This is a genomic window from Desulfosarcina sp. (genome assembly GCF_055467485.1).
In genome coordinates this window covers 58,635-73,326 of record NZ_JBUOIV010000012.1, presented here as the reverse complement: position 1 = coordinate 73,326, position 14,692 = coordinate 58,635, and the positions used below count along the sequence as shown (strand labels likewise).

At 55.8% G+C, this 14,692-nt stretch carries 11 protein-coding genes; 7 read left to right on the top strand and 4 right to left on the bottom strand.

All coding sequences use genetic code 11. The features are described from left to right. Positions 1-373 precede the first annotated feature (373 nt). The 3 genes from ACZCED_RS08270 to ACZCED_RS08260 all read right to left on the bottom strand — a co-directional run bounded on the left by ACZCED_RS08270 (position 374) and on the right by ACZCED_RS08260 (position 6,108). Entirely contained in the window at positions 374-2,764 is a 2,391-nt protein-coding gene (locus ACZCED_RS08270; RefSeq protein ID WP_462971719.1) for a PAS domain S-box protein, read from the bottom strand. Positions 2,765-2,863: 99 nt separating this feature from the next. Next, positions 2,864-4,498: an ABC transporter substrate-binding protein gene (locus ACZCED_RS08265; protein WP_462971718.1), complete on the bottom strand. Its 1,635-nt coding sequence runs from the start codon at positions 4,496-4,498 to the stop codon at positions 2,864-2,866. 74 nt (positions 4,499-4,572) lie between these two features. After that, on the bottom strand, positions 4,573-6,108 hold the full coding sequence (locus ACZCED_RS08260; protein ID WP_464860599.1) for a YifB family Mg chelatase-like AAA ATPase: 1,536 nt from the start codon (positions 6,106-6,108) through the stop codon (positions 4,573-4,575). Positions 6,109-6,431: 323 nt separating this feature from the next. On the opposite strand from ACZCED_RS08260, the gene lpxC reads away from it, so the two are divergent. From lpxC to ACZCED_RS08225, 7 genes are all read left to right on the top strand, one after another. Further along, on the top strand, positions 6,432-7,304 hold the full coding sequence (lpxC, locus tag ACZCED_RS08255; protein WP_462971716.1) for a UDP-3-O-acyl-N-acetylglucosamine deacetylase: 873 nt from the start codon (positions 6,432-6,434) through the stop codon (positions 7,302-7,304). A gap of 307 nt (positions 7,305-7,611) precedes the next feature. Further along, positions 7,612-8,145, top strand: a complete 534-nt coding sequence (locus tag ACZCED_RS08250) for a DUF4390 domain-containing protein (protein WP_462971715.1) — start codon at positions 7,612-7,614, stop codon at positions 8,143-8,145. Positions 8,146-8,166: 21 nt separating this feature from the next. Further along, positions 8,167-10,407, top strand: a complete 2,241-nt coding sequence (locus ACZCED_RS08245; protein WP_462971714.1) for a sensor histidine kinase — start codon at positions 8,167-8,169, stop codon at positions 10,405-10,407. A gap of 28 nt (positions 10,408-10,435) precedes the next feature. Further along, positions 10,436-11,779, top strand: a complete 1,344-nt coding sequence (locus ACZCED_RS08240) for a sigma-54-dependent transcriptional regulator (protein ID WP_462971713.1) — start codon at positions 10,436-10,438, stop codon at positions 11,777-11,779. Further along, entirely contained in the window at positions 11,776-12,330 is a 555-nt protein-coding gene (gene rsmD, locus ACZCED_RS08235) for a 16S rRNA (guanine(966)-N(2))-methyltransferase RsmD (RefSeq protein WP_464860598.1), read from the top strand. The genes ACZCED_RS08240 and rsmD overlap by 4 nt, the downstream gene beginning before the upstream one ends. Before the next feature lie 66 nt (positions 12,331-12,396). Then, positions 12,397-12,879, top strand: coding sequence for a pantetheine-phosphate adenylyltransferase (gene coaD, locus ACZCED_RS08230; protein WP_462971711.1), 483 nt, complete (start codon positions 12,397-12,399; stop codon positions 12,877-12,879). A gap of 3 nt (positions 12,880-12,882) precedes the next feature. Beyond that, the gene (locus ACZCED_RS08225) at positions 12,883-13,788 is read left to right on the top strand and encodes a selenium metabolism-associated LysR family transcriptional regulator (protein WP_464860597.1); all 906 of its coding nucleotides are present in this window, start codon (positions 12,883-12,885) and stop codon (positions 13,786-13,788) included. Positions 13,789-13,876: 88 nt separating this feature from the next. Here ACZCED_RS08225 and ACZCED_RS08220 read toward each other — a convergent pair whose 3' ends face one another. Next, complete coding sequence (locus tag ACZCED_RS08220) at positions 13,877-14,692, bottom strand: MBL fold metallo-hydrolase (protein ID WP_462971709.1); 816 nt, start codon at positions 14,690-14,692, stop codon at positions 13,877-13,879.

The following is a 14,692-nucleotide window of genomic DNA, read 5'->3' as shown; positions in this document are numbered from 1 at the left end:
ATCCCGCACCATGCATGAACATGTAAACGGTGATTCTACCCAATGAAAAAAAGACCCTCACACCGATCCAAGCCGTTCCTCAAGCCCCGGGTCATCCAAAAAGGCGATTCGCCCCCGTGTCTCCACAACGGATGCCAATGCCGCGGATGCTTCGGCTGGCAGAACATGCTGCGCGCCGCAGAAGACAGACCGACGTGGCGAAAATATCTTCTTTGCTGTCAGATGACCGGACTGACGCTGAAGTACTGACGACCGCAAATGGATGTAGGCGAAGATCGACCGGCGATCCATTCATTACGATCCATGCGGTGCGCCTGGCGGCAACGCATCGGAACACATTCGCCATGCAGTTGATGCCACCGACAGCACCTCGTCAATTCCACGCATCAATAATCGTTCTTACTTTCTCGGACAGGGAGTGCAGGTCAAAAGGCTTTTGAATGAACCCGTCGCACCCCCGGTTCATGATGGCGGTCGCTTGTCCATTGATGCTGTACCCACTGGAAAGCAGCACCTTGACAGCGGGGTCGATCTCCTTGAGCTGATCGTAGGTTTTGCCGCCGCCCATATCCGGCATGATCATGTCCAGAATGACCAGACAGATCCGATCCCCATGATTCCGGTAGATTTCGACTGCCTCTCTCCCCCCTTTCGCAACGACAACCGCATAACCCAGCGCGGCCAACATCGCCTTGCCGACATCGAGGATCAGCGGATCGTCATCGACTAAAAGGACGGTCTCGCTTCCTGCTTGGGCCGGCGCGTGCGTCACGGTTGCGTCGCCCAGCTGTTCGTCGGATGCCCTCAGGTGGATGGTAAAGGTGGTTCCCTGCCCCTTCCGGCTGCTCACATCGATAAACCCACCGTGATTACGCACAATGCCATAAGCTGACGCCAATCCCAGGCCAGTCCCCCGACCAACGGTTTTAGTGGTAAAGAACGGGTCGAAAATTCGCTCCATGGTTGCCGGATCCATCCCCGTCCCGGTATCGGTGATGGTAACTTTTACGTAGTTTCCCGGCTCGGCCTGATGGGGCGCCGCCTGACGGTCGTCCAGGATCTCATTGGCGGTTTCCAGATAAAGACTGCCGCCGTCGGGCATGGCTTGCCAGGCGTTGATCAACAGGTTCAACAGCACCTGTTCGATCTGGCCTCGATCCACCTCCACGACCCTCACCTTTTCCTCACAATTAAGCGTAATCCGGAGTTCCTGCCGGGTCCGGCCGAACATATCGATGCTGTTTCGGACCAGCGCATTGATGTCGGTGGGTCTGACTTCATATTTTCCCATGCGGGCAAATCCGAGCAGCTGTTGCGTGAGGCGGGCGCCGCTGTGCACACACTCCCGAATGGTTTTGAGCCTGTCGCTGTTGGCGTGGGTCGGTCCCAAATCCAGCGTCATCATTTCCACATTTCCCTGGATGCCCATGAGCAGGTTGTTAAAGTCGTGGGCAATGCCCCCGGCCAGGGTGCCGATGGCTTCCATTTTGTGAGCGTGAAGCAGTTGGTCATGCAGGTCGTCTTTCTCCCGGGCCATCTGTTCACGCTCCTGGATCTCCTGTCGCAGCCGCGCGTTGGTCTTAAACAGCTCTGCGGTGCGTTCCGCAACCCGGTCTTCCAACTGCTGGTGCGACCGCTGCAGCGCCGCTTCGGCCGTTTTGCGTTTAGTAACGTCACGGGCATTGACAACCAGCCCCTGAACCGCGGGGTGGTCGAGCAGGTTGTTGCTGGTAGCTTCAATGATCCGCCACGAGCCATCCTGGTGCCGAAAGCGGATTTCCGATGGCGGCTCGATACGAACGGATGCAATGCGATCGTTGAATATCGTATGGGCACGCGCTAAGTCATCAGGATGGATAAAATCGAACGCCTGCTGACCCATCACCGAATCCCGGGGATATCCGAGAATCCGTTCGATGGAGGGGCTCAAATAGGAGATGCGTCCCTCGGCGTCCAGAATAGCGATGAGATCGGACGAATTTTCGATCAAAGACCGAAAATGCGCTTCCCGATGCTGCAGTTGGGTCAACGTTTCCTGAAGCCGGCTGGCCATATTGTTGAACACCCGGGCAAGCCGACCGAATTCATCACTGGTGCGGATGGCAATCCGGGTGTCGAGATCACCCTCGCCGATTTTCTCAGCCCCGACAGTCAGCAGCCGCAGCGGAGCTGTCAATCGTCGCGTCAGCAACATCAATGCCCCGGACATGGCGACGAATCCGACCAACCCCAGGAAAAGCAGATAAGGCCTCATGCGGTTGGCAACGCCATAAACCTCCTGCTCGGGATCGCTGGCCAGTACGTACCATTCCCAGGGCTCGAAATAGTCGACCATGGCCAGGTTCCTGCCCGTCGGCGTCAGGTGGGTCAGCCTGCTCCTAATCGGTTTAAGTGCCTTGAACCATTCTTTTTGGCTCACATCCCGTCCCACCATGGCAGGATCGGGATGCACGGCCAGGATGCCTTGCCGGTCGATGGCAAAAATAAAGCCACGCTCTCCCACCTCAATGGCGGCCATGGCCGTGCCGGCATCCATCTTCGCCTTGGTGATACTGGCTGGAATATCCTCAAGTCCATACCGGTGGAGCATGTCGTCGTGCCCGACGGCAACCTGGAGCGCCTCTGAAAGGCGGGTATCCAGCCAGGTCTCGGCCAGTTCCGTGAGCGCCGTGCGTGAAAAATGGTAGGCGATGCCCACGGTCGCAAGAAGCAGAAGGAATACCAGCGGCAGCGTGGAGATCAAGACTTTGGAATAGGTGTTCATCGGCCATTCCTCTATGCGGCCTGCGGTGCAAGGTTGACAGTTCCGTAAAAGCCCGGTATCGGCGTCACGCTTCTTTTTCAGCGCGTTCACCAACGTTCTCTACCGGTTGAGCTTCATCCTTGTTTTCTCGGTAAACTGGGGGTAAAGCGCCATGGTGGAAACCAACGGGTGTCCGTAATCAACGCTTGTTCTGCGGGCATAGCACTGCTTGGTGAACATGATCGGAAAAGCGGCCATGTCATCCAGAATCCGAATTTGGGCCTGCACCCAAAGCTGGGTCTGTCTTTGCGGATCGATCTCCAGCCGGGCCGCCTCGATCAGTTGGTCAACCTTGTCGTAATGCGAAAAATTGGTATCAGGCTTGGCTCCGCTGATAACAATGGCGTCGGAATGGAAAAACTGGCTCAGATAAGCATCCGCGTTAGGGCGCCAGGCGACATAAATCACAATGGGTGTCAACGTCCGCCGAATCTGCTTGTGCATGTTTGAATGGGTTGCGACGGTGATCCGGCAGTCGATGCCGATCGAGGACAATTGCCTTTGCATGACTTCATAGTAGGTTCGATAAAGCCGCTTTTCAGAGGTCACCAGATCAAGTCTAAAACCGTCAGGATAGCCGGCATCGACCATGAGTTGCCTGGCCTTGGCAAGATCCTGCGCGTAAGCCAGGTTGAGGCTTACGGCCTCTGTTTGCGTGAGACCGCCGGGCAGGAACTGGGCCGGTACCGGCGAATAGACGCTTCCCACGAACTGTTTGCTCACGGTATCCAAAAACGCCTCCCGATTTAATGCAAAGGCGATGGCGCGACGCACGCGGATGTCGTCCAGCGGTTTCATGCGGGTGTTGAGATAGATGGTGGCCACCTCTCCGACCCCGTGGGTATCGACCGCTATGCCTGGTTCGTGGGCCATCTTTTCGGGCCAGCCTTTCTCGCCGGACCCCATGATCACATCCAGCCGACCGGCTTTTATTGCGGCTTCACGCCGGTCGATCTCAGGAATGAAATGGAATTCAACGCCGTCGAGCTGTGGGCGTCCCCGAAAATAGCCATCGTGGGCCCTTAAAACCAACTTTTCCCCGGATGTGTATTGGCTGAAGACAAAGGGTCCGGTTCCCACCGGATGCCGCTTGAACCGTTCATATCCCATGGTTTCAATGGCCCGCTTGCTGACGATGAAGCCCCCGGCGTAATTGGTCAACTTAGGCAGGAAAAGGATGGATGAAACAGGTTTTTCAACCGTGATCCGAACCGTATATCGGTCAACCGGGCTGACGGTCATACCCTCGTACTCCCCGGCGTATGCACAAAATTCACGACGGGCTGATTTTTGAAGGGAAAAGGCCACATCGTCGGCGGTCAACTCATAGGATGCGGTTTGCGGGCCGGGGTGAAACAAAATCCCCTTGCGCAGCTTGACGGTCCACACCTGCTGGCCGCCAATCATTTCAAATCCCGGAATCTGTTCAGCCAGATCCGGTTCTATTTTTGGTGCATTTCCCGGCTGGTAACGCAGCAGCCCGTTGAAGACCATGTCCGCCAGGGCCCGATCCTGGGAGCCAGCGGCAAAATGGGGGTCCAGGTTGCCCATCTCACTCACATGAATACCGAACCGAAGCATGACAGGGGGTTTACCTGCAGCCATTTCCGCGGCTGCCGGCATGGCGCAATGGAACAGCGGCCCTAAAAGAAAAAATAAGAGAAGCCACACGGACGTCAGCACCTTAGTTTTCATGATGGAAGCTCCACAATTTTGATGATCGCAACGATGCCTTCAATTATTGCTTCAATATCCCACGCGGTCAAGGATCAGAGATTGTGCCGGGTGCGATCAAGGCTGCGATATTGAATCGCTTCGGTAATGTGGTGGACCTGGATGTCGCCCCTTTCATCCAGATCGGCAATGGTCCGGGAGATCTTTAAAATTCGGTTGTAGGCTCTGGCCGACAGACCCAGGCGGTCGATGGCCGATTCCAGGAGACTGCGGGCATCATCACCGATGCGGCAGTGGGCGCGGATATGGCGGCTGGCCATCTGGGCATTGCTGTAAATCTTTGTGCGTTTGAACCGCTGGATCTGGATCCGGCGCGCCGCCACCACTCGCTGCCGGATGGCCTCTGAAGGTTCGGCCGGTTCCTCCACCATTAAATCCTTATGGGGAACGGCGGGGACCTCCACATGAATATCAATGCGATCCAACAGTGGTCCGGAAATTTTAGACCGGTAGCGGTGGATCTGGTGGGCCGTGCACCGGCAGGCATGGCGCGGGTCGGCAAAATAGCCGCACGGACAGGGGTTCATGGCAGCGATGAGCATGAAACTGGACGGATACGTCAGGGTGGATGCCGCACGAGAGATCGTTACCTGAAGATCCTCCAGCGGCTGGCGTAATACCTCCAGCACATTCTTCTTGTACTCGGGCAGTTCGTCCAGGAAGAGAACCCCGTTGTGGGCCAGGCTCACTTCCCCGGGTCTGGGAATGTGGCCGCCGCCGATGAGGCCGGCATCGGAGATGGTATGATGGGGGGAACGGAAAGGCCTGCGGATGGCCAACGGCTGATCACGATTTAACATCCCGACCACACTGAAAATTTTTGTGGTTTCGATGGCTTCTTCAAAAGACAGGGGCGGCAGGATCGTCGGAATCCGTCGGGCCAGCATGGTCTTACCCGATCCGGGAGGTCCCACCATAAGCACATTGTGGCCGCCGGCCGCAGAGATTTCCAGCGCTCGCTTGGCATGCTCCTGACCCATCACTTCGGCAAAATCCGTCCCGGAACGATCCGGAGTGTCGAACACGGCCCGCAAGTCTGTCTTCAACGGTGCAATGGACGCGAACCCTCTAAGGAAATCCACGACCTGACCCAGGGTGCCCACCGGATAAACGGACAGATCCGACACCACGGAGGCTTCCTTGCCGTTATCAACGGGAACCACAATGCCGCGGTATCCCGCCTTTTGCGCCGCGATGGCCATGGGCAGGGAACCATTGACCGGCTTGATGCGGCCGTCCAGGGACAACTCACCCAGAAACAGGTAACCGGAGATGGATTGTTCGGGAAGGATACCGGTGGCGGAGAGAATACCCAAGGCCATGGGCAGGTCGAAGCCTGTCCCTTCCTTTTTAATGTTTGCCGGGGCCAGGTTGACCGTAATTCGATCCGCCGGAAATCGATAGCCAGAGTTGGTAATGGCAGATTTAACCCGTTCTCGACTCTCCTTGACCGCCGCTTCCGGAAGCCCCACTGTAGTGAAGGTCGGCAACCCCTGGGCGATATCCACTTCCACTTCCACCAGATAGGCATCGATGCCGATGACGGCGCTGCTCAAAACCCTGGCCAGCAAAGGCCACCTCCCTTGACAGCAATTGATTACTTCGTGCTAAATTTACGTGGTAGCACATATACCAAGCCTGACGGCCAAGAACAACGGTTTTGTACACGAATCAAATTCCTGAAGGAATGACAAATAATGGTTGTCAAAAGAAAGGCGGGTGATTAAGATTGCCAATAAGCGTGATTTTCCAGTTGACGCCCATTGTCAGCACGAACGTGTCGGCCTGAAAAAAGACAGTGGCGTGATTCAGCCACGCATTAGCCGAAAAGATCCATGCGGCGGCTCAACCATCCGGGCAGGAAAATTCCCTGCCTGCCAGGACAAGAAAAAAGATGAAACACCACCAGCAAACCATTGCCACGCCGGCAAGCTGTTCCGGTGTCGGCGTTCATTCGGGGAAAACCGTTAAGCTGACCATCAAGCCTGCACCGGTCAACCACGGCATCCGGTTTGTCCGCATCGATCTTCCCGGCCGTCCCGGGGTTACCGCCCATTTCAATAACGTCGTAGACACCAGCCTTGCCACCGTCATCGGAGCCGAAGGCTGTATCGTATCCACGGTAGAGCATTTGATGGCCGGATTTACCGGTATGTCCATCGACAACGCCATTGTTGAAGTGGACGCCTATGAATTGCCCATCATGGACGGCAGCGCCGGCCCGTTTACCGAACTGATCAAATCTGCGGGATCCCTTCGCCAGGAGGGGAACAAATGCTTTTTTAAAGTGAACGCGCCCATTTCCCTCTCTGAAAACGGCAAGACCGTAACCGTCTACCCGGCCGACGAATTCAGGATTACCTGCACCATCGCCTACGATCACCCGCTCATCGGCACGCAGACATGCGATTTTGTCATCGACAGTGAAACCTTCGCGCAGGAGATTTGTGCGGCCCGGACCTTCGGTTTTCTTCACGAGGTGGAAATGATGAAGCGCTATGGCCTGGCACGGGGCGGATCATTGGACAACGCCGTGGTCATCGACGGAAACCACGTCCTCAACGAGGGTGGACTGCGTTATCCGGATGAGTTCGTTCGCCACAAAGTACTGGATTGCATCGGTGATTTTTCCCTCATCGGTATGCCCATCATGGGGCATGTCGTCGCCAGCAAATCCGGTCACGCCTTCAACCATGCCTTCCTGGAGAAATTCTTCAAGGAAAAAGGATCCTGGGAAACCTGCACCTTGACCGCCCGGCCGGAATGATTCGGTCGCACGTCCTTGCCCCTGCCGCAAAACACCTTGCCATTTTCCAGCAGTTCCGGTATGTTTTTTTTCGTATTGTTTTCTTCTATTTAGATAACCGCCCGATAGATAGGATGCTGGCTCAGGGTCAAAGTGGGAGCATCGCTTGAACCCTAAGGCATAATTGCGTATGGCGAAGAGATGAGACGGGGAACCAACGCATTAAAGGATCCAATAAACATATTTGAGATCACCTATCGTTAACCTCGAAATTTATAGCGGCACGTCCATGAACCGATCCGGTCAACGAGTAGCAGGCTTTCTTGTGATGGTTATTCTGCTGATGTCCGTCTGTGGGTTGGCCATTGCCAAGGATGCCACCCTCACCAACATCATCGTCACCAACACCCGGGATGATCTGTTGGTGTACCTGTCGGTGGACGGCGCCTTTACCAGAAAAATGGAGGATGCCGTCAAAAATGGCGTGCCGGCATCATTCTCCTTTTTTATCCACCTGTATCGAACCCGAAACCTCTGGTTAGACAAAGAATTGGCGGACCTGACCATCACCCACACCATCAAATACAACAGCCTTAAAAAAGAATATGCTGTTTCTCGATCATGGGATAGCAACAGCCCCGTTGTGCTTCAATCCTTCGATGCAGCCAAGAAACTCATGACCGAAATCGACAGCCTAAAGGTGATCCCGCTGGGATTGCTGGAAAAGGGCAAACAGTATCAAATCCAGGCCAAAGCAAAACTCAGCCGGGTAACGTTGCCCTATTACCTGCATAACGTCCTTTTTTTTCTCTCCCTCTGGGATTTTGAAACCGATTGGTATACCATCGATTTTATCTATTAACCGTTTTTCGTATATGCCCTCATGATATTCGGCAAACGCAGTCCTACGCCAAAACCGATCCTTTCGGTAGAAGAACGCAAACGCCGGAAACGGGAGGCGGTGCTCTCGGTCATCATCATTGTGTTGGTGGCAGTACTCACCCTGGTGGAAAACCGGGTGATCACTTTCGGTGCCGATATTCCCGTTTCCAACACCATTTTGATGTTCATCCTGATCAACATCAACATGCTGCTGTTGATCCTATTGATCTTTCTGGTTTTCCGAAACCTGGTGAAGCTGCTTTACGCCCGACGCCGAAAAGTCATGGGTGCCCGGCTGCGATCGCGGCTGGTCATGGCCTTTGTGGCCCTTTCCCTGCTGCCCACCATCATCCTGTTTTTCTTTTCCATCAACTTCATCACTAACAGCATCGAATTCTGGTTCACCGTACCCGTGGAACAAGCCCTGGAGAAATCCCTTCTGGTGGGCCAGCAGTTCTATCGTGAAAACGAAATCCGCCAGCGCTTTTTCCTGGAGCGGATCTCCTATCAGCTGCAACGCAAAGCCCTGACCGAACCGGACAAGCTCAAAGAACTCAATCATTACATTCAGGTGGTGCAGCGCGAGTTCGACCTTGATTCAGTGGAAGTCTATTCGGCCAATTACAACCGCCTGACCTATGCCCTGGGAAAAGACCTGGAGAATATCTCCATGGAGGCAGCGCCCCCCGGCGCCTTTTCCAAAGACGCCGGTGAAAAGGAGGTGCGCACCCTTACCGATACGCTGAGCGACGGAGAATTGCTCCGAACGATCGGAACCGTGCCCTTTGGGGTCGCGCCTGAAACGGCAACCGCCCATGTGGTGCTGGGACTTTTTATTCCACCGGACCTGGCGCTGAACCTTGAATCCATTTCCAGAGGAATCGACGAATACCAGCAGATCAAGCTGCTGAAAAAACCGATCCAGATCACCTACTACATCACCCTTTCGATCGTGGCCCTTCTGGTGATCTTCTGCGCGGTTTGGTTCGGCTTCTACCTGGCTAAAACCATCACTATTCCGATCATGGAACTGGCCGCCGGCACCCGCCGGGTGGCCGAAGGGGACCTTACCGTCTCAATCGACAGCAATGCGGCGGACGATGAAATTGGCAGCCTGGTGGATGCATTCAACAAGATGACGCGGGATCTGAGGTCCGGCCGTCAGATGCTGGAATTGTCCGCCCGAAAGCTCACCGAGCAGAACCAGGAAATCGAAGCACGGCGACAGTACATGGAGATCGTGTTGAAAAATGTCTCCGCCGGCGTCATCACCCTGGATGCCAACGGAATCATCACCACCTTCAACAAGTCGGCGGAACGGATGCTCAATCTCGAAGCCGGAAACATATTGGACAAGCACTATGGCGATTTGCTGATCACCGATCATCTCCAGTTCGCCGAAGATATCATGGATCGCGTCACCTCGGTTCGGGACCAGACCCTGGAAATCCCCCTGCGGGTAACGGTAAACCGGCAACCACGGACATTTCTCGTATATGTCAATGCCTTGAAAGATGAAAAAGGAAGCCCCATGGGCATCGTCATGGTATTCGATGACCTCACGGAACTGGAAAAAGCCCAGCGCATGGCCGCCTGGCGGGAGGTGGCCCGGCGCATTGCCCACGAGGTGAAAAACCCGCTCACCCCCATCAGTCTGTCTGCCCAGCGGCTCAAGCGGCGGTATTCAGAGCGGATCAACGAACCGGTGTTCGACGAGTGCACCCGCATGATCATCGATCATGTCGAACTGATCCGAAACCTGGTCAATGAGTTCTCCACATTTGCCCGCTTTCCGACGGCCGATCCCAAGCCGTGCCAACTGTCACCCATTATCGAAGAGACCGTTTCCCTTTACCGTGAAGGCCACCCGGATATCGTCTTCAATGTTCGGATCGGTGACGATATCCCTCAGATGAACCTGGATCGTCAGCAGTTCAAGCAAGCCATGATCAACCTGGTTGACAACGCCGTCGCCGCTGTCCGCAACCAAGGGAACATTGCGATCACCGCGGCCTTTGATCCGATTTTGAAGCTGGTCCGCCTCGAGGTGGCCGACGACGGTACCGGCATTGCCGACAGCGACAAAATACGGCTGTTCGAACCCAACTTTTCCACCAAGAAGGCCGGCATGGGCCTGGGCCTGACCATCGTCAACTCCATTGTCACCGACCATAGCGGTATGATACGGGTACAGGACAATTTACCCAAAGGGGCGAAATTTGTTATCGAACTGCCTGTTTAGGTTTGGTTCTTGAGAAAGGAGAACCCCGATGTTCCCCTCTATATTGATCGTCGACGACGAACCCTCCATTCTGCAGTCTCTCAGCGGCTTGCTCACCGACGAAGGGTTCGAGGTCATCACCGCCAACAATGGTTACGAAGCCCTTAAGGTTATCGATACCGAAGCGCCGGACCTGGTGCTGCTAGACATCTGGATGCCCGGGATCGATGGCATGGAAACCTTGAAAGAGATCAAAAAAAACAGCGCCGCTCTGCCGGTGATCATCATTACCGGCCATGGCAACGTGGAAACCGCCGTCAAAGCGACCAAACTGGGCGCCTTCGACCTTATTGAGAAACCATTGAATATCGACAAGGTCATCGTTGCCATCAATAACGCGCTCAACTTCCGCCGTCTGGAGGAAGAAAACCGCTACCTGCGCAAAAAGACCATCGAAAAGCACTCCATCAGCGGCGGCAGCGAACCGGTGCAGGCGCTGAAGATGCAGATCGCCGCCGTTGCCCCCACCGAATCGTGGGTGCTCATCAAAGGGGAGAATGGCACCGGCAAGGAACTGGTGGCCAGGACCATCCACCAGTTGAGCCCGCGCGCCGAATCCCCGATGATCGATGTCAACTGTGCCGCCATTCCAGAAACGCTGATCGAAAGCGAACTGTTCGGACATGAAAAAGGTGCCATTGCCGGCTCCAGCACCAAAAAGCGGGGCAAGTTCGAACTGGCCAATACCGGCACCATTTTTCTGGACGAGATCGGTGACATGAGCCTGGTCACCCAGGCCAAAATCCTGCGGGTTCTCGATGAGAAAAAATTCCAGCGGGTGGGCGGAGGGCGTGTGTTGACAACGGATGTCCGGGTAATCGCCGCCACCAATAAGGATCTGGAGGCGGAGATCGAGAACGGCAGTTTCAGGGAAGATCTGTATTACCGCCTCAACGTGGTCCCCATCGACGTCCCGCCCCTTCGGGATCGGGCAGAAGACATCCCCGCCCTGATTGAAATATTCCTGGCCGAGGCCGCCGCCAGTAACCGAGAGAAGCGCAAGACGATCGCTCCCAATGCGCTTGACATCCTGACGAAATACACCTGGCCCGGCAATGTTCGGGAGCTGAAAAACCTCATCGAACGATTGGCCATCATGGTTCAAAAAAGCACCATCACCATCAAGGATCTGCCCGCCAACCTCTCGGACCCTAAAACCGCAGCGGGTGAGCTTTTCTCAATTGAGGGCATGGATCAGGCCCGCATCGCTTTTGAAACCGAATATGTCCGCAAAAAACTGGCCATCCATGACAATGATGTGGGCAAAACCGCTAAGGCCATCGGCGTGAAGCCGAAATACATTCGTTCGTTGATGAAGGTAAAAAAAGGATGAGGGTGATCAGCGGGACGTTGAAAGGCCGCCGGTTGACGGCTCCTGCCGGCATGGCCACGCGACCTACGGCTGACCGGATCAAAGAGTCCGTGTTCAATATCCTGGCCGGCAACGTCCAGACCAAGCGGGTGCTGGATCTGTTTGCCGGCAGCGGTGCCCTGGGTATCGAGGCATTGAGCCGGGGCGCGGCATCTGCCGTCTTCGTGGACCAGGCCAAGGCGGCCGTTTCCGCCATCCGGCGCAACATCCGTGATCTGGGACTGGAAGATCGTTCCCGCGTGATCCAATGGAATATCTTAAAAAACCTCAACTGCCTGGTACCGGAGCGAGACGCCTTCGACCTGGTCTTCCTGGACCCTCCCTATGAAACCGCTGCCGTATCACCCGCCTTGGCCGGGCTTTCGTCATGCGGGATCCTGACTCCCGGCGCCCGTGTCATCATCGAACACAGCAGCCGCGAGCCCATCGTCCAACCCATGGGCACGCTGGTCCTTATTGACCAGCGCCGATTCGGGAAAACCCTTGTTTCATTTATGGATAGCGTGCTATAGACCGTTCCCGACAAATGTTCAGTGCCATCCAATCCCCTTTGCCGTTTTCAATCGCTGGGAGCCTTCATGCAACGAATCGCCGTCTATCCCGGATCCTTTGATCCGGTTACCAACGGACACATCGACATTGCCAAACGCGGCTTGAAGCTGTTCGACCGAATCATCATCGCCATTTTGCACAACCCTGGCAAGCAATCGCTGTTCACCGTCGAAGAACGCCTGGAAATGCTGGATGAATCCATGTCAGGCATCGCCAACGTCGAATTTGATACCTTCGATGGGCTTTTGGTGGACTATGCCCAGAAGCGGCGTGCCAACGCCGTTCTGCGGGGAATGCGTGCCGTGTCCGATTTCGAGTATGAATTCCAACTGGCGCTGATGAACAGGAAACTCAACCGGGAGGTCGAAACGGTCTTTTTGATGACCGGCCTGCGCTGGATTTTTACCAGCTCATCCATCATCAAGGAGGCCGCCCGTTTTGGCGGCGACGTCTCGGACATGGTGCCCTCCGGAGTCAATCGCCGAATCAAAGCCAAATTCGGATTTTAAGCCATGGACCTGTGGCAGCTTCAAATTTTCTGCAAGGTGGTGGACCTGAAAAGCTTTTCGCGGGCAGGCCGGGCCGTGCATCTCTCCCAGCCCACCGTCTCCAGCCATATCAAGGATCTGGAGGATCACTTCGACTGCCGGCTAATCGACCGCCTGTCCAAGGAGGCCTTGCCAACCCAGGCCGGACGCCTGCTATACCGCTACGCCAAGCGGATGATCGCCCTGCGAGATGAAGCCGACAGCGCCATGGCCGAGTTCATGGGCAAGGTCAAAGGCCGCCTCGATTTAGGTGGCAGCACGATCCCCGGCGCCTTCGTGCTGCCGGCGATCATCGGCGCATTTACCGCCCGCTTTCCGGAAGTCAGCGTCAACCTTACCATTGCCGATACCCGCCAGGTCATTGAGGCGATACTGGGCGGGGATCTGGAAATGGGTGTGGTAGGTGCCGTTTCCAGCAATAAAAGTATTCTGCAGACCCATTTGGTTGACGATGAAATGTGCCTGGTGGTGGCGGCTGATCACCGTTGGTCCGGAAAAACGAGGGTTTCGACAAAGCAGCTGCGCACCGAGCCCTTTATCATCCGTGAACCCGGATCGGGGACCCTCAAATCCATCCAGGCCAGTTTTTCCGAGGCGGGTCTGAATTTCAACGAGTTGAACGTGGTGGCCCGCATCGGCAGCACCGAGGCAATCCGCCAGGGAATCAAGAACCGTATGGGGGTATCCATTCTCTCGGCCATCGCGGTGTCCGACGATGTAGCGGCGGGAAAAGTGAAGACACTGGCCATCGACGGCCTGAATCTTAAACGGGCCTTTTACCTCACCCGCCACCGCCAGCGAAGCCTATCTCCCCTTTGCCAGGCTTTTATCGAGTTCATCAACAACCAAATCCGGACACCCCCCACCTGAAGGCGCCAGGTGGAGTTAACGGATGGAAGCGTTGAAGCATCGATCGCCGCCATGATTGATCAGGGGTCGCGCTCCATTGCGCGTTGACCTAAGGCAGGGTCAGGACGCTGCTGCCTGCTGCCTGGGACGCCACATGAAGCCGGACCCTGGCACCGTTCAAAACGGTCCTTACCGCCTGTCTGGCCTTTTCCGGCGTATTGTTCTCCTCGCTCAAATGAGCCAGAATCACATGGGCCAGGCGGTCATGCTGGAGCGCCTCCAGCAACAGGGCGGTGTCGTCATTGGACAGATGGCCGCTGCGACCGCGGATGCGCTGTTTCAAGGGCCACGGGTAGGGCCCGTCGATTAACATCTGGGGGTCGTGGTTGGCTTCGAGAATGAGGATGTCGCAGGCCTGCAGGTGAGTCTTCACCACACCGGTAGCGATTCCCAGATCTGTGGCCACACCTACTTTGGCCCCGTTGCATGAAATCGTGAAACCTGCCGGGTCTTCGGCGTCGTGGGAAATGGAAAAAGGGTGAATGGCCAGGCTGCCGATGGTAAACGTGCGGCCGCACGAAAACGGGAATAAACCGTAAAGCTTGCCCAGGGCGTTTCCCGATGCCTGCCGGGTTCCATCATTGATGCACACCGTCAGTCCAAACCGCCGGGAAAGGACTCCCACGCCGTGGATGTGATCGGCATGTTCGTGGGAAACGAGAATGGCATCCAGGTTTTTCGGATCCAACCCCTTGCGGGCCATCCGCCGCTGAATCTCAACCCCGGACAGACCGGCATCGACTAAAATGGCGGTGCGGCCATCGGAGATGTAGGTGGCATTTCCCCGGCTGCCGCTGGCCAGCACGCTGACCGACAGACAGCCATTGCCTTCGGCCGAACCTTGCGTCGCATTCGCATGGCTCAT

What these genes read in the sequence shown, in the direction of transcription:
- ACZCED_RS08270 (WP_462971719.1), bottom strand. Translation starts at nt 2,764, where the DNA reads ATGAACACCTATTCCAAAGTCTTGATCTCCACGCTGCCGCTGGTATTC.
- ACZCED_RS08265 (WP_462971718.1), bottom strand. Translation starts at nt 4,498, where the DNA reads ATGAAAACTAAGGTGCTGACGTCCGTGTGGCTTCTCTTATTTTTTCTT.
- lpxC (WP_462971716.1), top strand. Translation starts at nt 6,432, where the DNA reads ATGAAACACCACCAGCAAACCATTGCCACGCCGGCAAGCTGTTCCGGT.
- ACZCED_RS08250 (WP_462971715.1), top strand. Translation starts at nt 7,612, where the DNA reads ATGGTTATTCTGCTGATGTCCGTCTGTGGGTTGGCCATTGCCAAGGAT.
- ACZCED_RS08245 (WP_462971714.1), top strand. Translation starts at nt 8,167, where the DNA reads ATGATATTCGGCAAACGCAGTCCTACGCCAAAACCGATCCTTTCGGTA.
- ACZCED_RS08240 (WP_462971713.1), top strand. Translation starts at nt 10,436, where the DNA reads ATGTTCCCCTCTATATTGATCGTCGACGACGAACCCTCCATTCTGCAG.
- rsmD (WP_464860598.1), top strand. Translation starts at nt 11,776, where the DNA reads ATGAGGGTGATCAGCGGGACGTTGAAAGGCCGCCGGTTGACGGCTCCT.
- coaD (WP_462971711.1), top strand. Translation starts at nt 12,397, where the DNA reads ATGCAACGAATCGCCGTCTATCCCGGATCCTTTGATCCGGTTACCAAC.
- ACZCED_RS08225 (WP_464860597.1), top strand. Translation starts at nt 12,883, where the DNA reads ATGGACCTGTGGCAGCTTCAAATTTTCTGCAAGGTGGTGGACCTGAAA.
- ACZCED_RS08220 (WP_462971709.1), bottom strand. Translation starts at nt 14,692, where the DNA reads ATGAGCCATGCGAATGCGACGCAAGGTTCGGCCGAAGGCAATGGCTGT.